The 19,667-nt window shown below is 42.5% G+C and carries 13 protein-coding genes and 3 tRNA genes; 3 read left to right on the top strand and 13 right to left on the bottom strand.

Annotated features, from left to right (window positions below):
• Positions 1 to 8 precede the first annotated feature (8 nt).
• The 13 genes from DV942_RS03955 to DV942_RS04015 form a co-directional block, all read right to left on the bottom strand.
• Positions 9 to 1,124 (bottom strand): D-TA family PLP-dependent enzyme, encoded by a 1,116-nt coding sequence (locus DV942_RS03955; protein WP_145855457.1) that lies wholly within the window; start codon positions 1,122 to 1,124, stop codon positions 9 to 11.
• 1 nt (position 1,125) lies between these two features.
• On the bottom strand, positions 1,126 to 1,596 hold the full coding sequence (locus DV942_RS03960) for a RidA family protein (protein ID WP_134203852.1): 471 nt from the start codon (positions 1,594 to 1,596) through the stop codon (positions 1,126 to 1,128).
• Positions 1,597 to 1,614: 18 nt separating this feature from the next.
• Positions 1,615 to 2,931, bottom strand: coding sequence for a gluconate:H+ symporter (locus DV942_RS03965; RefSeq protein WP_145855459.1), 1,317 nt, complete (start codon positions 2,929 to 2,931; stop codon positions 1,615 to 1,617).
• On the bottom strand, positions 2,932 to 5,232 hold the full coding sequence (locus DV942_RS03970) for a glycoside hydrolase family 20 protein (protein WP_186462422.1): 2,301 nt from the start codon (positions 5,230 to 5,232) through the stop codon (positions 2,932 to 2,934). It lies immediately after the preceding gene.
• 18 nt (positions 5,233 to 5,250) lie between these two features.
• Positions 5,251 to 6,885 carry an alpha-L-fucosidase gene (locus tag DV942_RS03975; RefSeq protein WP_145855464.1) on the bottom strand — a complete coding sequence of 545 codons (1,635 nt, stop codon included), beginning with the start codon at positions 6,883 to 6,885 and terminating at the stop codon, positions 5,251 to 5,253.
• 62 nt (positions 6,886 to 6,947) lie between these two features.
• A complete protein-coding gene (locus DV942_RS03980) occupies positions 6,948 to 8,480 on the bottom strand; it encodes a SusD/RagB family nutrient-binding outer membrane lipoprotein (RefSeq protein WP_145855466.1) in 1,533 nt (510 codons plus the stop codon).
• 10 nt (positions 8,481 to 8,490) lie between these two features.
• Positions 8,491 to 11,904, bottom strand: a complete 3,414-nt coding sequence (locus tag DV942_RS03985) for a SusC/RagA family TonB-linked outer membrane protein (RefSeq protein ID WP_145855468.1) — start codon at positions 11,902 to 11,904, stop codon at positions 8,491 to 8,493.
• 86 nt (positions 11,905 to 11,990) lie between these two features.
• The gene (locus tag DV942_RS03990) at positions 11,991 to 13,013 is read right to left on the bottom strand and encodes a FecR family protein (RefSeq protein WP_145855470.1); all 1,023 of its coding nucleotides are present in this window, start codon (positions 13,011 to 13,013) and stop codon (positions 11,991 to 11,993) included.
• 68 nt (positions 13,014 to 13,081) lie between these two features.
• The gene (locus tag DV942_RS03995; RefSeq protein WP_145855472.1) at positions 13,082 to 13,708 is read right to left on the bottom strand and encodes an RNA polymerase sigma factor; all 627 of its coding nucleotides are present in this window, start codon (positions 13,706 to 13,708) and stop codon (positions 13,082 to 13,084) included.
• A gap of 151 nt (positions 13,709 to 13,859) precedes the next feature.
• A tRNA-Pro gene (locus DV942_RS04000) sits at positions 13,860 to 13,933 on the bottom strand.
• A 54-nt stretch (positions 13,934 to 13,987) separates the two neighbouring features.
• Positions 13,988 to 14,061 (bottom strand) — tRNA-Pro (locus DV942_RS04005).
• A gap of 102 nt (positions 14,062 to 14,163) precedes the next feature.
• Positions 14,164 to 14,250 (bottom strand) — tRNA-Ser (locus DV942_RS04010).
• Between the two features lie 81 nt (positions 14,251 to 14,331).
• On the bottom strand, positions 14,332 to 16,410 hold the full coding sequence (locus tag DV942_RS04015; RefSeq protein ID WP_397240071.1) for an HD family phosphohydrolase: 2,079 nt from the start codon (positions 16,408 to 16,410) through the stop codon (positions 14,332 to 14,334).
• 118 nt (positions 16,411 to 16,528) lie between these two features.
• On the opposite strand from DV942_RS04015, the gene DV942_RS04020 reads away from it, so the two are divergent.
• The 3 genes from DV942_RS04020 to DV942_RS04030 are packed head-to-tail and all read left to right on the top strand — an operon-like array spanning position 16,529 to position 18,082.
• Positions 16,529 to 17,386, top strand: coding sequence for an SPFH domain-containing protein (locus DV942_RS04020; RefSeq protein WP_145855474.1), 858 nt, complete (start codon positions 16,529 to 16,531; stop codon positions 17,384 to 17,386).
• Between the two features lie 4 nt (positions 17,387 to 17,390).
• Entirely contained in the window at positions 17,391 to 17,912 is a 522-nt protein-coding gene (locus tag DV942_RS04025; protein WP_145855476.1) for a hypothetical protein, read from the top strand.
• Between the two features lie 2 nt (positions 17,913 to 17,914).
• The gene (locus tag DV942_RS04030) at positions 17,915 to 18,082 is read left to right on the top strand and encodes an Arc family DNA binding domain-containing protein (protein WP_090986935.1); all 168 of its coding nucleotides are present in this window, start codon (positions 17,915 to 17,917) and stop codon (positions 18,080 to 18,082) included.
• Positions 18,083 to 19,667: the final 1,585 nt, after the last annotated feature.

A 19,667-nucleotide genomic window follows, 5' to 3' on the forward strand; every position in this document is an offset into this window, starting at 1 on the left:
CTAATTCTTTAAATGGTAATTTTTCTTTTTCGGGAAATGATTTCCCAGTACTCCAAAGATCGATCTGCCTTCAGGCAAATGGCCTTTTCATGGAGGGCAACAGTTGGGCAAACATGATAAGGTAATCCGTACAGCATATCGCCGGGCAAATAGGTTTTGGGCGTAGGGTTGCGCAATACCAGATGTTCTTCACTCTGGCTTTGAACTTCAAGAAGTGGGGCATTGATGAAAAATACACGATTTTTCAGCTCCTTTTCTGCCGCCACCGCTTTGTGCCCGAGATCAGTACAGAGCCATCCATCATTTGGAAGGGAAACTACCCTGCTGGCCACCAATGCGGCAGTATAAAAAGCCTGTTCCGGGTAAGCATCCTGATAACCCTTATCCCAAAGGATAAAAGTACCAGGACTACATTCAAAACCGGTTTGCGAGGCGTAGACCGGAAAGGTAGGTGTACCGCCGGCTACAACGGTAATCTCATATCCTAAGTGCGCCTCAAGCTGTTCGCGCAGATCAAACAACTGTTTAATAACAGGCGCCGATTTCTCCATCCTAACGTCCATAGCCGCATCATGAATGTGACCATCATAAGCGTGCAAACCCTTAACCGCTAAACCGGTAAAATGCTGCAGGCTCTGCACTAAGCCGAAGGCCTGATGGGGTAATAGGCCGGTTCTGTTCATGCCTACATTCAAATCGATGTAAACATCAACTTTTACATTCTCTTTAATTGCCATTACTGAAAGCTGTTCGGCTATAGCCGGGTGATCTACCAGGCAGCTGAAAACCGTATCAGGATATTGTTTTTTAAGTTTAAAAAAGCGGCTGATATTCTCGGCCACCGGCTGATAAGCCAGCAAAACATCAGGTGCCTGATCCATCGCCAGCATCTCTGCCTCTGCAATGTTAGCGCATTTAAATTTTTTGATGCCGGCCGATAACAGCAGCCTGGTAATTTCCCTGCACTTATAGGTTTTTACATGAGGCCTTAACCGGTCTATGCGGTCAATCATACTTTTCAGTAAACTGATATTCGCTTGCAAACGTTCCTCATAAAAAATAAGCGAAGGCGTTTCAATACGCGCTTCATCAGGCAGCAGATACCAGGCTTGCTTTTGTTCCATCTTAAAACAGTTCGAATAAGGCCTCAATCTCAACCGGGATATTATCAGGCAATGAGCCGAAACCTACCGCACTGCGTACACCAATCCCGTTTTCTTCGCCCCATACTTTTGCGAAAAGCTCGCTGCATCCGTTAATGATGAAAGGATGTTTCTCAAATTCGGGCGTACAGTTCACCATGCCCAATACTTTAATTACCCGTTTAACTTTGTTCAAACTGCCTAAATTGGCTTTGATTGTCGATAACATGGTTAAGCCTACCTGTAAAGCAGCAAGTTTGCCTTCTTCCTGATTTAAATCTGATCCGATCCGGCCAATAATAAGTGATTTATCATCCTGTACCGGTCCGTGGCCACTCAGATAAAGATATTTTCCATCAACCAGGCAAGGTTTATACACGCCTAATGGCGCGGGCGCAGGTGGAAGGTTTAGTTTTAATTGTTCGAAGCGTTCGTCGGGAGTTAAATTTTCCATTTTATATATGTGTTATAATTAAGCGATAATCAGGTGAAGCAAAAGTATGCCAAGCAGACCAACAATGCCAACTATTGACTCCATTAATGCCCACGATTTAAAGGTATCTTTTAAACTTAAACCAAAATATTCTTTAAACATCCAGAATCCTGCATCATTAACGTGCGAGAACATGAGGCTCCCGGCGCCTACTGCAAGCACCATCAGGTTTGGATTGGTATGTGTCTGCTCCATTAAGGGTACAATGATACCGGCAGTGGTTAAACCTGCAACCGTTGCAGAGCCTACACAAAAGCGGATCAAAGCCGCGATCAGCCAGGCCAGGAATAATGGCTCCAGCTCAACGTGCTGGAGGTAAGCCGCAATTTGGTTACTCACACCGCTCTCGGTTAAAATTTGCTTCAAAGCACCAGATCCGGCAATAATCAGTAAAATCAAAGCAATGTCTTTTACTGCCTCACCATAAATACCCATAATTTCGGTCATCTTTTTACCCTGCGACAAACCTAATAACCAGGTGGCTGCGATCAGTACAATCAGCATTACCACAGCAGGCTGGCCGGCAAACAAAATGTAAGGCAAAATGGATGAATCCTGGCCCAGTAAGAGTGGAAGGAAAGATGCAGCAGCCAGTAATATTACCGGGAGTAAAGCGGTGAAAAAACTTTTAAAGCCACTGGGCAGGTCGTGCTCAGCGCGTTCAGCGGCGCTGAATGAAGCGATGGGTACTGCGATAATATTTTTTAATGTCTGCGAAAATATGGGGCCGCCGATAACGATTGCCGGGATAGAAACAGCCAGGCCATATAACAATGTTAAGCCCATATCTGCCTTAAATTGCACCACCAAAGCTGCCGGCGATGGATGCGGAGGTAAAAAACCATGGGTAACCGATAATGCGGCAAGCATGGGCAGGCCAATATATAAAGCTGGTAATTTGTAGCGGTAAACCACTGAGAAAATCAGGGGTACCATCAATACGAAACCAATACCATAGTAAAGCGGAATACCAATCAGAAATCCGGTGAGTACCATGGCCCATTGAATATACTTTTGTCCGAACACCTGCATACTTACCTGGGCAATCTTTTGCGCAGCACCGCTTTCGGCCACCAGTTTACCTAACATCGCACCTGCGGTAATGATGACGGCCAGCGAACCCAGTACGTCGCCCATCCCCTTTTCTATACTGGCGGGGATTTTTGCGGGAGGTAAACCCAGCGCTAAACCGGCCATAAATGATACCAATAAAAAAGAGATGAAAGCATTGATCTTGAAAACCGAGATCAGTACAATGAGTAGTGCGATGCAAAGCAGAACGATTAGTATAGTCATTTAATTTACGATAATCTCATCTAACATTAGCCAGGCTTTTGTTCCTGCGCCGTAAAAACCGTCGGGTATAATTCCAATATTACTGGCTTTAATCCGTACGTACCGGGCTTTCGCGGGGTTAATTTTGTGCAGGGCCATATTGATGCCCTCTACACTGAAAATGGTTTGCCTTGATACTTCAGTGTAAACCTGCTGATCAGTTGAAACTTCTATTAAAAGTAATTTAGGCGGATGCATTTTCTGCCACTGGTAATTTAAGGTATTGATGCCCACTTCACTTATTGTTTTTTCTTCGCCCAAATCAACTACGGCTTCAAAATCGCCGCTGCTAAGCCCCAGCCACTCTCCGTTGTTGTATAAATACGATCCCCGGATACCGTTGGTTAAACGCTGGGCATCGATATTATAGTTGCCCTGTCCGCTGTGGGTAAGTGTTACTTTTTTACCGGCTGCCATACTTTTAACGATAACCTGTTCAAACATGTTCCCTACCGGCTTGCCTGCCCTAAAAAGCTGGGCTTTTATCCTTACAGATTGTGTAATTGGAATAGGGCTTGAATATTTTGTGCTACCCAGATCAGGCTTTTTATCATTTAGCGTATAACGGATTTCGTCGTTTGACAAATCGGTATTTAATGCAAAAGCTTTTGCATCATTTACGCTTGCGCCGGTAATATCATAAAAAGCGGTGGAATAATTCAGCTTTTTTAAAAATCGTCTATTTGCCATTAACCGGGCAAGGAAATCAGCATAAAGCTTGTTTTCTTTACGCGACCATGCGGTTTCTGCAAGGGCTATTACACGGGGAAAGATCATGTACTCTGCTTTAGAAGCATCGCTCAGGTATTCACTCCAAACATTTGCCTGAACACCTTTGATATATTGTTGTTCTTCTGGATTCAGTTCAGCTGGCATGGGTTCATAATCATATACCTTTTTTAATGGCAGATAGCCGCCCGCAGCGGTTTGTTCCGTTTTATTGAGTGATTGATAGTAATCCAGATAAAGAAATTTTTCAGGTGTCATGATGACGTCGTGTTTTAACCTGGCCGCAGCAATGCCGCCTTCCAGGCCCCGCCAGCTCATCACCGTGGCATCGGGCGCCAACCCACCTTCTAAAATCTCATCCCAGCCGATAATCTTTTTACCTTTTGCATTCAGGTAGCGCTCAATCCTGGCAATAAAATAAGCCTGCAGTTCGTGCTCGTCTTTAAGCTGCTCCGCTTTAATTCTTTTCTGACATTTAGGGCAATTGTGCCAGCGGTTTTTCGGACATTCATCGCCACCGATGTGGATATACGCTGAAGGAAACAAGGGAATGACTTCATCCAGCACATCTTCAAGAAAGTGAAAAGTCTCTTCGTTCCCTGCACAGAAAACATCTTCAAATACGCCCCAATAGGTTGCCGTTTGGTAAGGTCCGCCGGTACAACCCAGCTGTGGATAGGCCGCCAGTACGGCCTGTGCATGTCCTGGCATTTCAATTTCGGGGATGGTGGTAATCCGGCGTGCGCTGGCATAGGCCACAATGTCTTTTACTTCTTCCTGTGTATAGTAACCACCATATCTTTTTCCATCAAAACGGTGCGGATCAGCCCTTTTATGCCCGATTAGCGTCTCATCCCGATAAGCGGAAACACTTTGCAACAAGGGATACTTTTTAATCTCTATCCGCCAACCCTGGTCGTCGGTTAAATGCCAATGGAAGGTGTTGATCTTGTAAAACGCCAGCAGATCTAGCCATTTTTTTATCGATTGAACGCTAAATAAATGTCGGGCCACGTCCAGATGTATACCGCGATAAGCGAAACGTGGCTCATCCTGAATGTGGTACGCCGGTACCGCAATTATCTTATTTTTTTTCCTGATGAGCTGCACCAGCGATTGCAAACCATAAAACAGTCCTTTTTCATCAATGGCTTTAATGGTTATGCCATTTTGAGAAACATCAAGCAAGTAACCTTCTGATTTTAACTTCAGATGGGTATCAACCATGAGATTGATTCCTTTGGGCACTGGCCTATTGCTTCGCAAAAGTGTAAAACCCGATAAATCTTTGAGGTATTGATCAAAAAATGCAGTGCTTAAATGATCAGAACCGGAAATATGCAACCTGGTTGTTTTTTGTATCGCAAAACTTCCCGAACGCTTCAGTTCAAGGGTAGGTTTAGGAATAATCCCCGATCCGCTATACCCCTGCGCCAATATGTTACCCGAGAAAAACTGAATGCCCAATGCAAAGAGCAAGGCGAGCCATTTTACCCGATCTGAAAGCGCTCGATTCAGGAAACACGTCGTCATAAAACCTTTTAGCATTCCCTAAGGTAAGTTTAAAACTTTATTTTCTCCTTCTATTATTACACTTTGCTGTTCTACAATGGCTTTATATTCGTAAGCACCTTTAGGTAATTTTACCGTTCCGCTAAAAGTTCCATCGGCCTTGATATTTACCCAAGGACTCATTTTCCATGCTTCTGCATACAGTGTTTCCACCTGCCCCAGATATGGGCGGTAGTAAAACCTTGCCCGTTCGGGTTTGATTTTAGCATGGTTAAGCACTTTGCCATTTAGTGTAGCAACACCTGCAGCAACTTTGTAATCACCACTCTGTACCATTGCCGCTTCGGTAAATACCGGTTCCACATTTTCCAGCTTAATTACAACAGGATTTGGCCAGCGGTGATCGTCGTAAATACGTTGTGCTTTTACTACAGAAAGCTCCAGTCCATTGGCCGTTTGCTTGAATCGCGATGATACATCCAAATCGGGTTTGTATTCAATAATCTTACCATTTTGCCCCAGCACACTGATTTTTGTATTCGCAGTAGCCCTGGCAGATTTTAACAGAAAAGTTTTGCGTTCGCCCTCTTTCCAGTTTTTGGCATCCATCACAATGGCAAACAAAGTTCCAGGCGCTTTTTGGGTGAAATAAATATTTTGCTCTTTGCTCACTACCCAGCTGCGCACGTGATCCATCGATTCGTGGTTGATAAAATACCACGCTCCCATTTCACGTAAACGATCCTCCTGCTCGTTGGGCAAGGCGCCATTTGCTTTTGGTCCCACATTGAGCAGCAATGAACCACCTTTGGCGCGGGCCTCGATCAACAGCTCAATTAATTGCGAACCTGATTTATATCGCTCATTAGTAGGCTGGTACTGCCAGGCTGTGCCTATGGTAATCGGCGATAACCATGGTTGGGTAATTTTAGCCCCCGGCAACGTCTGCTCAGGCGTTAAAATGGCACCTCGCGTAATCAAGATATCAGGCTGCATTTTCCACGCAGTTTCTTTGACAGCCTCTTTCGGGTCGCCATCAATAAACAATACATCTACCTTACCATAATTCTGCATCAGCTCTTCCGTTTGTTTACGGTTATATGCTGCATATTCCTTTTTGGTCGCTTCATCCAGGCTGGTGATATTTCTGCTGATGGGAATTTTGTGTTTATAAAGGAAATTAAAATCTTCCGGCGAAAAGTAAAAACCCACATCGAGTCCAGCCTCACGAGTAGCTTTTACAAATTCTTTCAGCAGGTCTTTTTTATATGGTGTATTGGTAATTTTAAAGTCTGTGGTTTTGGTATCCCAGAAACAAAAGCCGGCATGGTGCTTGGTGGTAAAAACAATGTATTTCATACCGGCCAGTTTGGCCAGTTCGGCAATTTCTTTAGGATTAAATGAGGAGGGATCAAATGTTTTTGGGAGCTCGCTAAAATAACGGTCCGTGTAATCATCAGAAGCGCCGACCAAAGAGTGACTGATCACCACACCCAGCTGTGCATCCACATTGAAATCGATAAATAAACCCGCTCCGGTGTTGCGTAACCATTCCTCACGTTCAGGTTTGTTTAAGTTGTAATTACTGGAAGTTTCATCTTCCACTACATCATTGCGTTGCGCAGAAACTGTACCGGTAAAAAGCAAACAGACTAATAGTATTCGGTATATCATTCTTCGGATCGTTTATTTCATCCGGCAAAGCTTAAAGTACCCTGCCGGATGTGATTAGCATATTATAATTTGTCCCACCAGATGCGGGTCATGAAATCATCGGCTCCCTGACGGGCAATAGCCGCATCAAGCGATGCACGGTTTAAGTTTTGCTCAGAGAGTGGATATAACATCCTTCTGAAAATCCGGCCACCTGTAGCATTTCCAACATAATTTACGGGTACCAAAGCCGGGTAACCTGTTCTCCGGTAACTGGCGAAAGCTTCCTGTGCATCAGGGAATGCCGCCAGCCAATATTCTGTATAAATCTGCTGCATTTGTGCATCAAAAGTTCCAGTGGTATTAAGCGGATGGTATTTGATATAGGTATTGATCTGCAAATCGCTGATGATCCCGTCTGACGGAGCAATAATTGCCCACTGTTTCATGGCGGCGCGGATCCCTGATTCGTACAGTGTAGTGGCTGTGCCACCAGTATACCATCCACGTAAAACGGCTTCTGCCAGCAGGAAATTGGTTTCGGCTGTGGTGTAAATTAGTTTCGCTCCACCCAGGGCCAGTACGGTTTTCTGATTGGGTTCTGAATAAGTTACAAAATCGGTAGGTTTTGCGCTTAGCGTAGCAGGCATGCCCTTTTGTATCGCCATAGAAGTATCGGCAACACCGTTTACGTATACCACAGAAAGAATCCCTAAACGCGGGTCTTTATTGTTTTTCATATACGTGATGAAGGTATTCTGGTATTTTCCGCCTTCGGGATTGCTGTTACCATCAGCTTTGATGTAATCGCTGTTGTATAAACTTAAGGCAATGGGATTTTTATTGATATCCTGACCAGCGCTCATGTAATTGATTTTAGCAATATCGGCATCATCGGTAATCACACCTCCGGCTATTGCTTTTTTCACCCAGGTTTCGGCCAATGCGGCATCAACCTTAGTTAAACGCATGCCCAGACGGAGCATTAAGGAGTAAGCAAATTTTTTCCACTTAACGGTATTACCCGCATAAATCAAATCAGCCTGACCAAAGGTAGCTTTAGCAGCATTTAAACCTGATGCCGATTCGTCCAGTTCCTTCAGCATGTCTAAATAGATACTTCTTTGCGGATCGTAGGCGGGCTTATAGTTCGAATTGGTATAACCCTGGGCGGCCCCGGTATATGGAATATCGCCGTACAAATCGGTAATGCGGCTGAAACAGTAAGCTCTCCAGATCCGTGCCGAGGCTAATAAATTTACCTGTTCAGGATCGTTTTTCACTGCATTGATCACCAGGGCCAGCTCATTAATTTCCTGGTAGTAAGCATTGCTGAACTGGGCCATAGATTGTTGGCTTTGACTGGAAACATATTTTGATCCGAAACCAGCCACATCATTAAAACTGGTGGTATACTGCATGGTACCCAGCAGCAGAATCAGGTTATTTTTGGCACCATCGTATTGTGCTTTAGTAAAAACATAAGCAGGCTGAATAGTGGTTGAAGATTCAGGATCGGTATTAATTTCCTGAAAATCTTTTGTACATGAAGCTAAAAGGGTGCTGGTTAACGCGATGCAAACAGCAGATTTATATTTGTTGATTAGTTTTTTCATCTTTCAAGTATTAAAATTTAACCATCAGGTTTAAACCGAAAGTACGTGTACGCGGCAATCCGATTGATTCGAAACCCTGGGCATTACCATTTGTAAAACTCGATTCAGGATCGAAATTATCGGTCTTTTTATAGAAGGTTAGGATATTACGGGCAACAAATGAGATACTGGCCGACTGTATTTTAAGAAAATCGAGTTTTTTAACCGGAATATTGTAAGATAAAATGGCCTGGCGAAGTTTGATAAAGCTGCCGTCATGTACAAATAATTCTGAATAATTACGCATATCGTTATAATAAGCCCGCAGATCGCTTACGGGAATTAATGCAGAATAAGGGTTTCCTGCCTGGTCTACCCCCGAGATGGTCAATCCGTTTTCTCGTCCAGGTAAGGTACTCTTTAATAATCCTAAACGGGTGGCATAAACTTCTTTGATGGATAACACCTTATTTCCGAATTTACCATCGATCAGAAAATTCAGGTTAAAATTACCAAATCTAAAATCCTGGGTTAAGCCCATTGTAAGCGGTGCTACCCCATTTCCAAGTTCTTGTAAACCTGTGGCAACCGGCCGTTTTGTTGTTGAATTATAAACAATCTGGCCTGCTTCGTTCCTGAGCATACGCGTTCCTACAATGGTTCCGTAAGCACTGCCAACGGTTTGGTTAATATAACCCCAGTTGCCTACGGTACGTGCCATTTCAAAAGTTGTGGTTCCTTCTACCAGTTTTAACACTTCACTTTTATTGTATGCTACATTATAGCTGATATTCCAGCCGAACTTATTGCCTTGCACCGGAGTACCTGTTAAGAGGAACTCTATACCTTTGTTGCTCAGTTCGCCCACGTTTAGTACGGCATTATTATAGCCTGAAGTAGACGAGATGGCTGCATTGAGGATATCATCGGTTGTTTTGCGACTGTAGGCCGTAAAATCCAATCCCAAACGGCCCTTAAACATTTTTAATTCTACACCGGCCTCGTAAGTGGTAGAGGTATAAGGTTTCAGATTCGGGTTGGTAATGTCGTTCGTGGTTACATTTTGAAGTGGTTGCCCTGAACTTGGTACATTACTATAACTTAAATTAATTCTGTATGGATCGGCAGCACCACCTCCTACTTCAGCCCATGATGCGCGGACTCTTAATATATCGATAGATGATGGCAACTGGACAGCATCAGATACGACAAAACTACCGCCAACACTTTGATATAAGATACTGTTATTATCCGGACTTAAGGTAGAAAACCAATCGTTACGTGCGGTATAGGTTAAAAACAAAATACTTTTGTAATCCACATCGGCAGATCCGAAAACCGAATTTGTCCTGATTCTTTGGTAGGTAGGAATCGTGCTCGAAGTGGCCAGGTTTTTATAACTGTAGAAAAAAGGGATAGTAAAGGTATTTCCATCCATATTTAACTGTTTATTTTCAAACCGGCGGCTGTTGGCTCCGCCCAATATCGAAATGCCTATTTTATCGGCGATCCGGTTTTTATAATTTCCGGTAATCAGCGAGTTGGTTTCAGAAACATCCGATTTAATGCCCGAATACTGGCCTTTCGGGATGTAAATATCTCCGGTAGGCAAAATATTAACATAATTATAGTTATAAAAATCGCGGCTGATTACCCCTTTTAACTGGAAATTCTTCACAATATCATAGGTAATAGAACCCTGGCCGATGAACCTGTTTTTTACATCATTTTGCTGGTATTTATTGATTACAAAATATCCGTTGGTGGCAATACCGGCGTCGTTCCATGGCGTTTGGTTTCCGGCGGCATCGTAACCCGGAGCAAGCCAACGCACATCTACCGTATTGGCCACTTCATAGGGTGTCCAGTTTGGATTACCCAATGCATCGCCTGCCAGTGTTCTGCCGAAACCCTTTTCCAGGTTATATTGTGCTAAACCTTCTACCTTTATTTTATCGGTAATCTTTGCATTAATGTTCAGGTTAGCGGTCTGTCTTTTAAATCTGGTACTGGAAATAATCCCTTTACTATCCAGATCTGACAAAGATAAGCGGTAAATAATACCATCTGTACCACCGGAAAATGCAATGGTATTGGTAAAATTTGTTCCTGTAGAATAGAAATTTTTGATATTATCTTTCACCGCGCTGTATGGATGGGTTAATCCATCTGCGGCCACATAATCAGAACCATCTATCTTCGCCCCAAACGATAAACGACCAGTGGCTATCGCATCGTTCTTCGTCATGGGTTTAACCCCACCAAGCCCCTGTCCGTATTCATACTGGTAATCATTATCATTAATGGCATTCTCAATGGTAAAGGTGGTGTTATACTCTACGCCGATACCTTTTTGTTTAACTCCCTTTTTCGTCGTGATTAAAATTACCCCATTACTGGCACGCGAACCATATAGGGCGGCAGCGGTACCACCCTTTAATACAGTAATACTCTCAATATCATCAGGATTGATACTTGAAATTCCATCACCCCTATCCACATTGGTAGCTAATCCATTCGTAGTTGCTGCGCCACCCGGTACGCTGTTATCAATAGGCATTCCGTTAACTACATAAAGCGGCTGGTTGTTGCCATTAAATGAACCGTTACCACGGATGATTACCCGGCTGGATCCACCAGGACCGGTGGATAAACCCGTAGCATTAACCCCTGCAATTTTACCTGTTAAAGCATTAGCTACGTTATTTTCGCGGGCCTGTGTAAATTCAGATCCTTTAACTTCTGTAACGGCATAGCCTAAAGCTTTGCTATCACGTTTTATACCCAGGGCAGTTACCACCACATCATTTAAGCTGCTGGCACTTTCCTTCAGTTTTATGCTTATCGGTGTTTTAAAATCATTTACCGGAAATTCAAGCGTTTCGTAGCCTACAGACGCAATGCTTAATACGATGGGTTTCCCAGCCAGTTCGTTCGGAATGGTGATGCTGAATTGCCCCTGCGCATCGGTCGAAGCACCGGTTTTAGTACCTTTGATATATACGGTAGCTCCTATCAACGGCAGGTTATCACTTGCTGAAAAAATGGTACCCTTAATTATATCAGCTGCGTTTCCGGCCTGCGTATTAATAATGATATACTGCGACTCGCTGATCTTGTTAAAATCCAGTGAAGATCCGTTTAAAGCAAAGGTTAAAGCTGTTTTGGCATCGCCAAAGGCCATCAGCTGTGTTTCAGTCAGGTTACTATCTTTATTTTCCAGAATACCTGCTTTATACGCTATTTTAATATCAAATCTGGTTTTGATCAGTTGTAAGGCGGTTTTAAGCGATAGTTTATTATCGCTAAGGCTTTGCGCTTTTATGCCATTTACATGTGCCACATTGCGGGCCAGGAGCTGGGCGGAACAAAATAATGTACACGCACAGAACATCAAAGTAAGACAGCTGTGTCCAGCTACCCTCCTAAGGTAGAGTATTCTCATAATCCTGTTTAGTTTAGTTGTTGTTGGTTAATTGTTGTGGTTAATTATAGCTTAGGTCAGATTCAAGCGCTTAAATCTTCTCCAAACTATTTGGTTATGGTTATTTTCTTATTGTTTGTTTTAATATTGAGGTGTAAGGTAGTCGATAAAATCTGAAGCAATTCTTTAACGCTGCCGACATTAATTTCGCCTTCAACCTTAAGTTCGTTTATTTTTTTATCGTCTAACACAACTTCATAGCCCAGATCATCCTGTAATACACCGATCATCTCTTCCAGACTGGCATTCTGAAATACGAGCTGACGATTGATCCAGGCGGTTAAATGTTGCGGATTAAGCATTTTCTGGTGAACAAGATTACTTTCATCAGCATGTTTTACCAAATCACCGGGCTTCATCACAAACTGCATCCGCTTTTTATTGATATCGTCATAATCTACCCTGATCTTTCCCGTTAATAAACCTATACTGGTTTTTTCATGCCTGCTTTTTACATTAAAGGTGGTTCCTAATACTTCGATGTTCAGGTCTCCGCAATGCACTATAAATTTTTCATCCGGCTGGATGTGGTTCGTATCGATGTTGATGTGCTTCACCTTAAATAAAGCCTCACCATCAATCCACACTTCCCTTGGACCATCATTAAAATTGGCAGCGTAACTGATTTTTGAATTCCCATTTAATGTCACTTCCGACCCATCCGGCAGGGTGATGGTTTTGATTATGCCATAATCAGTTTTAACTGCATCTTTATTCCACATCGTGAAGTAGAGTACTGCAGATAAAAGGACTACTGCAAAAACTGCGGCTACCTTAAAGAAAGGTGAAAAAGAAAGTTTTTTGATTTTTGGCTCTCCTGCTGTTATACTGACAGAAATTTTTTCAAAAAGCGATTGCTGTGCCTGCTCATTACTGAAAACTTTTTGCTGGCGGTAAGCCGAAATGGTATCAAAAGCAGCGAGGGCAATTCTGCTTTTATATGGATGTGCCGCTCTAAATTTTTCCCAGGCCAATACATCTGAAGCATTTTGCTCCACAACAAATGCCAAAAAAGCATCATCGTTCAGAAAATCTTCAAAAGTGTAGTTTATAAATTTAGAAAAATCCATATATCAGCAATTATATATCCCTATATACATGGACCATCCTAAATTATCCCTACATTTTTGAAAAAAAATTAATTTATTTCTAAAAGTGCTCTTTTTGACCCGATAATAGCTAACATCATCATTAAATCAACCAGCTTAACCCGCTCCTGAAGTTTACCAATGGCCTTATAAAGCAGTTTATAGGTGGAGGTAATATTCAGGTTCATAATATCTGCAGCCGCTTCGTAGCTCAGGCCTTCGTAAAATCTCAAATAGATAATTTCCTGTTGCCTGGACGAAAGGGTTTGGATCGCCTCCTTTAACTTGCGCTGAAGTTCCTTCTTCGACTCATCTTCCATAAAAACGGTATCAAATGATACTTCAAAGTTAAATGGATAATCTTCAGCTGAGTCTATTGCCACGAAACGCTGCTGAGCGTCCATCTTCCTGAGCAATAAGTTCCGCAGCGATTTGTAGAGGTAGTTTTTTACCGAAATGGGGTTGCCTAATTGTTCGCGCTTCGCCCATAAATTTACAAATAAATCGTGTACCGCATCCTCGATCAGACTCACATCCCTGGTAAATTTATATCCGTAATTATTAAGCGCCTTAAAATGAATATTGTACAACTGCCTGTAGGCATTCCAATCCCCTCCCTTAAAGGCATTCCATTCGGGCGCAGTGGTTTCATGAAGTTGAACCTTTTTTAACGGCATAGGGATTATTAGTTTTACTAACTTAGCAAAATTAAGCTACGAAAGGAATTTATTGAGAAATTATGGTTGAAATTTATGGTTTTTAGGGGAAAGTATGAATATAAGCAAAAAGCCTTTAAATCTTGCGATCTAAAGGCTTCTCGTTTTTGTGTCGGGATGGCAGGATTCGAACCTACGACCTCCACATCCCAAATGTGGCGCGATACCGGGCTACGCTACATCCCGAACTTTGGTATCGATCTTTTTTTAATCCTGTTGTAAAGTGGATTGAACTTTTAGTCGGGATGGCAGGATTCGAACCTACGACCTCCACATCCCAAATGTGGCGCGATACCGGGCTACGCTACATCCCGAACTTTGGTATCGATCTTTTTTAACCTTATTTCTAAGGGTTGGCAAAGATATGGATTTTATTGGGTTTTTCCATTTATTTACCAACTTTTTTTTTATTTCAGCGGTGAGGGCGGGATTCGAACCCGCGGTACCGTTACCAGTACGACAGTTTAGCAAACTGTTCCTTTCGGCCTCTCAGGCACCTCACCTTTCAACCTCCTTTTTCCGCCCTACCGGCGTTGTTTTGAGGTCTGCAAATATAGTAAAACAAGTTATCGAACAAAAAAAAATTACAAATTTTGTTGATAATCTATCCGCACATGATAGATGCTCATCAGCATTGTCTTGAATATCAATTTGATAGTCTCAATATCTTTTAACGTCAAATCGCAGTCATCCAGCTGATTTTGCTCCAATTTATAGTTGATGATGCGCTCAACGATATCGTTTATGTTCTGCGCATCGGGATTTTTCAGACTTCTTGAGGCTGCTTCCACCGAATCGGCAAGCATTAATACCCCCGTTTCCTTGCTAAAAGGTATAGGGCCGGGATAGCGGAAAATGTTTTCGTCGACAAATTTTTCGGGTGTATTTTTCAAAAATGACTGATAAAAATAATCCACCCGGGTATTTCCATGATGTGTTCTGATAAAATCAATAATGGCTTCAGGAATCTGGTTCCTTCTTAAAATTTCAATCCCCTTGTGCACATGCTGAATGATGATCTGCGCACTTTGCTCATAAGGTAATTTATCATGCGGACTCACAGCGGTATTCTGATTTTCGATAAAATATTGTGGATTGTCTACCTTACCAATATCGTGATATAAGGCCCCTGCCCTAACCAGCACAGAATTACCACCAATTTTAAATATTGCTGCCTCAGCAAGGTTAGCCACCTGCAACGAATGCTGAAAGGTTCCAGGTGCCTTAAAAGCCAGTTCCCTTAACAGTTTATTATTGGTATTGGTGAGTTCGATCAGCGCTACATCCGAAGTGATGCCGAAAATACGCTCAAACAGGTAAATTAAAGGATAAGCCAGGAGCGATAACAATACACTAAAAACAAAAGGCACAAAATTTACCCATTCGATTTCGCGGAAAGAACCTTCGCGGAGTAAGGCAATGCCTATAAAAGATACAAAATAGGCCAGCAGAATAAATAAGGCCGAAACCAGAAACCGCTCGCGCTTTACAAAGTTTTTGATGCTGAATATAGCCACCATACCCGCAGTAACCTGGTAGAAAACAAATTCGAAACTATTGGCGACAAAGAAGCCGGCAATTAAAATCACCAGCATGTGAAGGTAAAGTGCCAAACGGGTATCGAACAGGATCCTGATGATAATCGGCACCACACAAAAGGGAATATAGTACAAACTTGGGATCTCCATCTTAATGGCCCAGGTTAAAGCCAGCAGCATTCCTGTGGTGACAATAAGGATTAAGGAAAGCTGGCGGTTATCGGCAAAAATATCTTTCCGGAAAAGAAAAAGGAACGACATTAATATGGTTACAATAAAGCCAACCAACACTACCTGACCTAAGTAAACCAGTGCCCTGCTGCCAATGGTTTTGGTTTGTGCATCGTAAGTAGCTTTATAAGATTCCAGTTTCTGATAAATTTCTTCATCAATCACATCGTTCTTGGCAACAATAAGCTCCCCCTTTTGCACCATCCCTTTGGTAGTGGAAATGTTGTTCACCGTATTATCCTGGATGGTTTGCGTCAACCGTTCATCAAATATGATATTTGGGGTAATGTGATCAATGGCCAGGTTTGCCACCAGGTCGCCCATAACCTGATTGGGCGCCTTAAAATTATCTTTAAAAAAATTCAGGGCCGATTCAGCAGTAAAAACATCCTGTGTATTTTTTTCCTGCGCCACATTGTTTTCAACCAGTGAAAAATCATAGTTTTTACCGCCCGCCTGGTGTTTCACATTCAGACCAATAATACCTTTCTGGTAAATGCGCTGCAATAATTTGTAGGCCGCAGTTTTATAAGTATCCCGCTCTTTCTCGCTAAGCTGTTTCGACCTCCACTTCACATCAAATTCATTCGCAAACTCTTCCAATGCATTTTCCGTAACACTCCTGTCCAGCTGATAAACGGGCAGAATATCTTTTAAAGCGTTCTTTTTATCTGCACTAACCTGCGGATTGGTTTTTAAAATAGCAAAACTGAAAGGCGAAATCAGATCTTTGTTTTTCCATACTGCATTTTTTTCAAACTCATATCTAAACCGGGGCTGTTTGGGCAGGAATAGCGTAATAATGAAAACGGTAAATATCATCATCACATATTTCAGGTTTGATGAATATTTACGGTAAAGGATCTTATGCGAATTTCTTTTGATTTTGGCCAAAGCGATGTATTTATAGTATTGTCAAAAATAACATTTTTATCTAATATACATTTTGTGCGTTTTGTTTGCAATTACCAGATTTTATATTTTACTTTATGATATCAAATTAATATCAATTATGTATCAAGAAAAAATTATCAATCCGCCATCTGGCTATTTAACTTTCGCACTAAGCTTAGCATTATTGGGCGCTTCCATTTTCTGTTTTGTTTCCGGAATTTTTCTTTGGGGAGGTGTACTATTGGCCGTAGATGTATTTCTACTTTTTCCGGGCTTCTTAATCATCAACCCCAACCAATCCATGGTACTCACCCTGTTTGGAAAATACATGGGCACGGTAAAAGCTGACGGCTTTTTCTGGGTAAATCCTTTAACGGCAAAAAGGCGGGTATCGTTAAAAGCAAACAATTTAAACGGGCAGCAATTGAAGGTGAACGATAAACTTGGTAATCCGATAGAAATTGCGGCCGTTGTTGTCTGGAAAGTAAACGAAACGGCTAAAGCCGTTTTCTCTGTCGAAAATTACATGCAATATGTCAACATCCAGAGCGAAGCTGCCGTAAGGCACCTGGCCAATATCTTTCCTTATGATCATGCTGAAGGAGAAGAAACGAGCATCACCTTAAAAGATGGTGCCGAAAAAGTAAGTGAGCTTTTGGAGAGTGAACTGAATGAGCGTTTATCGCGCGCAGGCATTGAGGTTTTGGAGGCCAGGATATCGCATCTGGCTTATGCACCTGAAATTGCCAGCGCCATGTTACAGCGTCAGCAGGCTACAGCAGTTATTGCCGCGCGTAAATTAATTGTTGAAGGTGCAGTGGGCATGGTAGAAATGGCATTGGAAAAATTATCGCAAAAAGGAATTGTAGAACTGGATGAAGAGCGTAAGGCAGCTATGGTAAGCAATTTACTGGTTGTACTTTGCGGCGACCGCCATGTGCAACCTGTGGTAAACACCGGCACTTTATATAATTAGGTAAATGGAATTTGAGGAGCAACAGCATTTAAAATTGTGGTGGCTATACCTCCTCGTAGGTGTTGATGCCATCATTGTATTATGCATCGTACTTTTTGACAAAGGAGGCATGAGTTTTACAGATTTAAAAGCTGTTTATTTTGCACCCCTTTGGGCCGTAATTTTACCTTTTGCCATTATTTACCTCATCCAGCAAAATGTTTTAACACTGCGGATCAACGAAGAAGGGATTTATTACCGTTACTTTCCCTTCAAAGCCAGATTAAAACACCTTAAATGGGATGAAATAGCGAAAGCCCACATAACGAAATATGATGCATTTGGTGATTATGGCGGCTATGGCGTTAAAATCAGGCTTTGGTTTAAATTTGATGATAAAGCCTATATCTTAAACGACAAAGACAGGGGCTTGCAGCTGGAATTTAAAAACGGCAAAAAACTGCTGTTCAGCTCAAATAGAATTGATGAAATGGAATTATTCCTGATCAACTTAAAAACAAGGTATCATATACAAGCAATACAATAAGAATGGCGGAGAAAGATAAAAAAGCGTTTGTATTAAGAATTAGTCCTGCTTTATTAAAAGAAGTGGAAAACTGGGCCGCCGATGAGTTTAGAAGTACAAACGGGCAGATCGAGTTTCTGTTAACACAGGCATTAAAATCAAGAAAAAAGGGGAAAGCAAAGGAAGAATAAATTTTGGCTAGCTGAAATTGAATACGACAAACTATGAACTGTAAACTACAGATTGCCAACTGGTAAATAATATGGGCGTTCCCCCATCCCGATGAAAAAATCGGGATGGGGTCGGGCTTTTCAGGGCTGCGCTGCGCTCCGGTAAAGATAAAGGATCGGTACTAAACCCTTACAATCCCTAACGCAAAACCCACCGCTTTACATCAAACTGATCAACCACCCCGCCCTGCGGGCACCCCCCCTTGGTAAGGAGGGGAGTAAAATGGTTCCGGAATTCAGAAACCCGAAGCAGCACCGGCCCAGGTAATTAAACCTGATGGAAGCGGCAGCCCCGAAGCATGAGGGCTACAGCGTACAGCAGGACAGCACTAAGCGAAACGCATATAACCGTTCATTTCCAAAAAACCTAAATTGATTAAACCAACGTCACAAAATTTAAGTGTTAAGCCAACTTATTTATAACGAACTGATCAACCACCCCACCCTACGGGCACCCCACCTTCATAAGGAGGGGAGTAAAAACCTACAGGAAAGAAATAGTTTTTTAAACAGTATCACGACACTAAAGCATTAAATAACTTCTTTATAACAAACTAACCAACCACCCCGCCCTACGGGCACCCCTCCTTGATAAGGAGGGGAGTAAAAACCTAAAGGAAAGAAATAGCTTTTTAAACAGCATCACGACACTAAAGCATTAAACAAGTTCTTTATAACGAACTGATCAACCACCCCGCCCTGCGGGCACCCCTCCTTGGTAAGGAGGGGAGTAAAATGGTTCCGGAATTCAGAAACCCGAAGCAGCACCGGCCCAGGTAATTAAACCTGATGGAAGCGGCAGCCCCGAAGCATGAGGGCTACAGCGTACAGCAGGACAGCACTAAGCGAAACGCATATAACCGTTCATTTCCAAAAAACCTAAATTGATTAAACCAACGTCACAAAATTTAAGTGTTAAGCCAACTTATTTATAACGAACTGATCAACCACCCCGCCCTGCGGACACACCTCCTGGATAAGGAGGGGAGTAAACTGGTTCCGGAATTCAGAGACCCGAAGCAGTACCAGCCCAGGTAATTAAACCTGATGGCAGCGGCAGCCCCGAAGCATGAGGGCTACAGCGTACAGCAGGACTACACTAAGCGAAAAGCATATAACCGTTCATTTCCAAAAAACCTAAATTGATTAAAACAAACGTCATCAAATTTAAGTGTTAAGCTAGCTTATTTATAACGAGCTGATCAACCACCCCGCCCTACGGGCACCCCTCCTGGATAAGGAGGGGAGTGAAAACTTACAGGAAAGAAATAGCTTTTTAAACAGCATCACGACACTAAAGCATTAAATAACTTGTTTATAACAAACTAACCAACCACCCCGCCCTGCGGCCACCCCTCCTTGGTAAGGAGGGGAGTAAAAACTTACAGGAAAGAAAGACCTTTAGCTATCAGATGGGGTTTGGATACTAACGGCTTCAGCACAAACACCTGCAATCTTATCTCCCGACCTTCCATGACTGATCAAACGTTTGCGCATGATAAATAAAAAGATACGGAGAACTGTTCCAACGAAGAATAAATCACCC

It is taken from the genome of Pedobacter suwonensis, from assembly GCF_007833675.1.
In the GTDB taxonomy this organism is placed as follows: Bacteria; Bacteroidota; Bacteroidia; order Sphingobacteriales; family Sphingobacteriaceae; genus Pedobacter; species Pedobacter suwonensis.

What these genes read in the sequence shown, in the direction of transcription:
- DV942_RS04030 (WP_090986935.1), top strand. Translation starts at nt 17,915, where the DNA reads ATGGCGGAGAAAGATAAAAAAGCGTTTGTATTAAGAATTAGTCCTGCT.
- DV942_RS03985 (WP_145855468.1), bottom strand. Translation starts at nt 11,904, where the DNA reads ATGAGAATACTCTACCTTAGGAGGGTAGCTGGACACAGCTGTCTTACT.
- DV942_RS03990 (WP_145855470.1), bottom strand. Translation starts at nt 13,013, where the DNA reads ATGGATTTTTCTAAATTTATAAACTACACTTTTGAAGATTTTCTGAAC.
- DV942_RS03960 (WP_134203852.1), bottom strand. Translation starts at nt 1,596, where the DNA reads ATGGAAAATTTAACTCCCGACGAACGCTTCGAACAATTAAAACTAAAC.
- DV942_RS04025 (WP_145855476.1), top strand. Translation starts at nt 17,391, where the DNA reads ATGGAATTTGAGGAGCAACAGCATTTAAAATTGTGGTGGCTATACCTC.
- DV942_RS03955 (WP_145855457.1), bottom strand. Translation starts at nt 1,124, where the DNA reads ATGGAACAAAAGCAAGCCTGGTATCTGCTGCCTGATGAAGCGCGTATT.
- DV942_RS03980 (WP_145855466.1), bottom strand. Translation starts at nt 8,480, where the DNA reads ATGAAAAAACTAATCAACAAATATAAATCTGCTGTTTGCATCGCGTTA.
- DV942_RS04020 (WP_145855474.1), top strand. Translation starts at nt 16,529, where the DNA reads ATGTATCAAGAAAAAATTATCAATCCGCCATCTGGCTATTTAACTTTC.
- DV942_RS03970 (WP_186462422.1), bottom strand. Translation starts at nt 5,232, where the DNA reads ATGACGACGTGTTTCCTGAATCGAGCGCTTTCAGATCGGGTAAAATGG.
- DV942_RS03965 (WP_145855459.1), bottom strand. Translation starts at nt 2,931, where the DNA reads ATGACTATACTAATCGTTCTGCTTTGCATCGCACTACTCATTGTACTG.
- DV942_RS03995 (WP_145855472.1), bottom strand. Translation starts at nt 13,708, where the DNA reads ATGCCGTTAAAAAAGGTTCAACTTCATGAAACCACTGCGCCCGAATGG.
- DV942_RS03975 (WP_145855464.1), bottom strand. Translation starts at nt 6,885, where the DNA reads ATGATATACCGAATACTATTAGTCTGTTTGCTTTTTACCGGTACAGTT.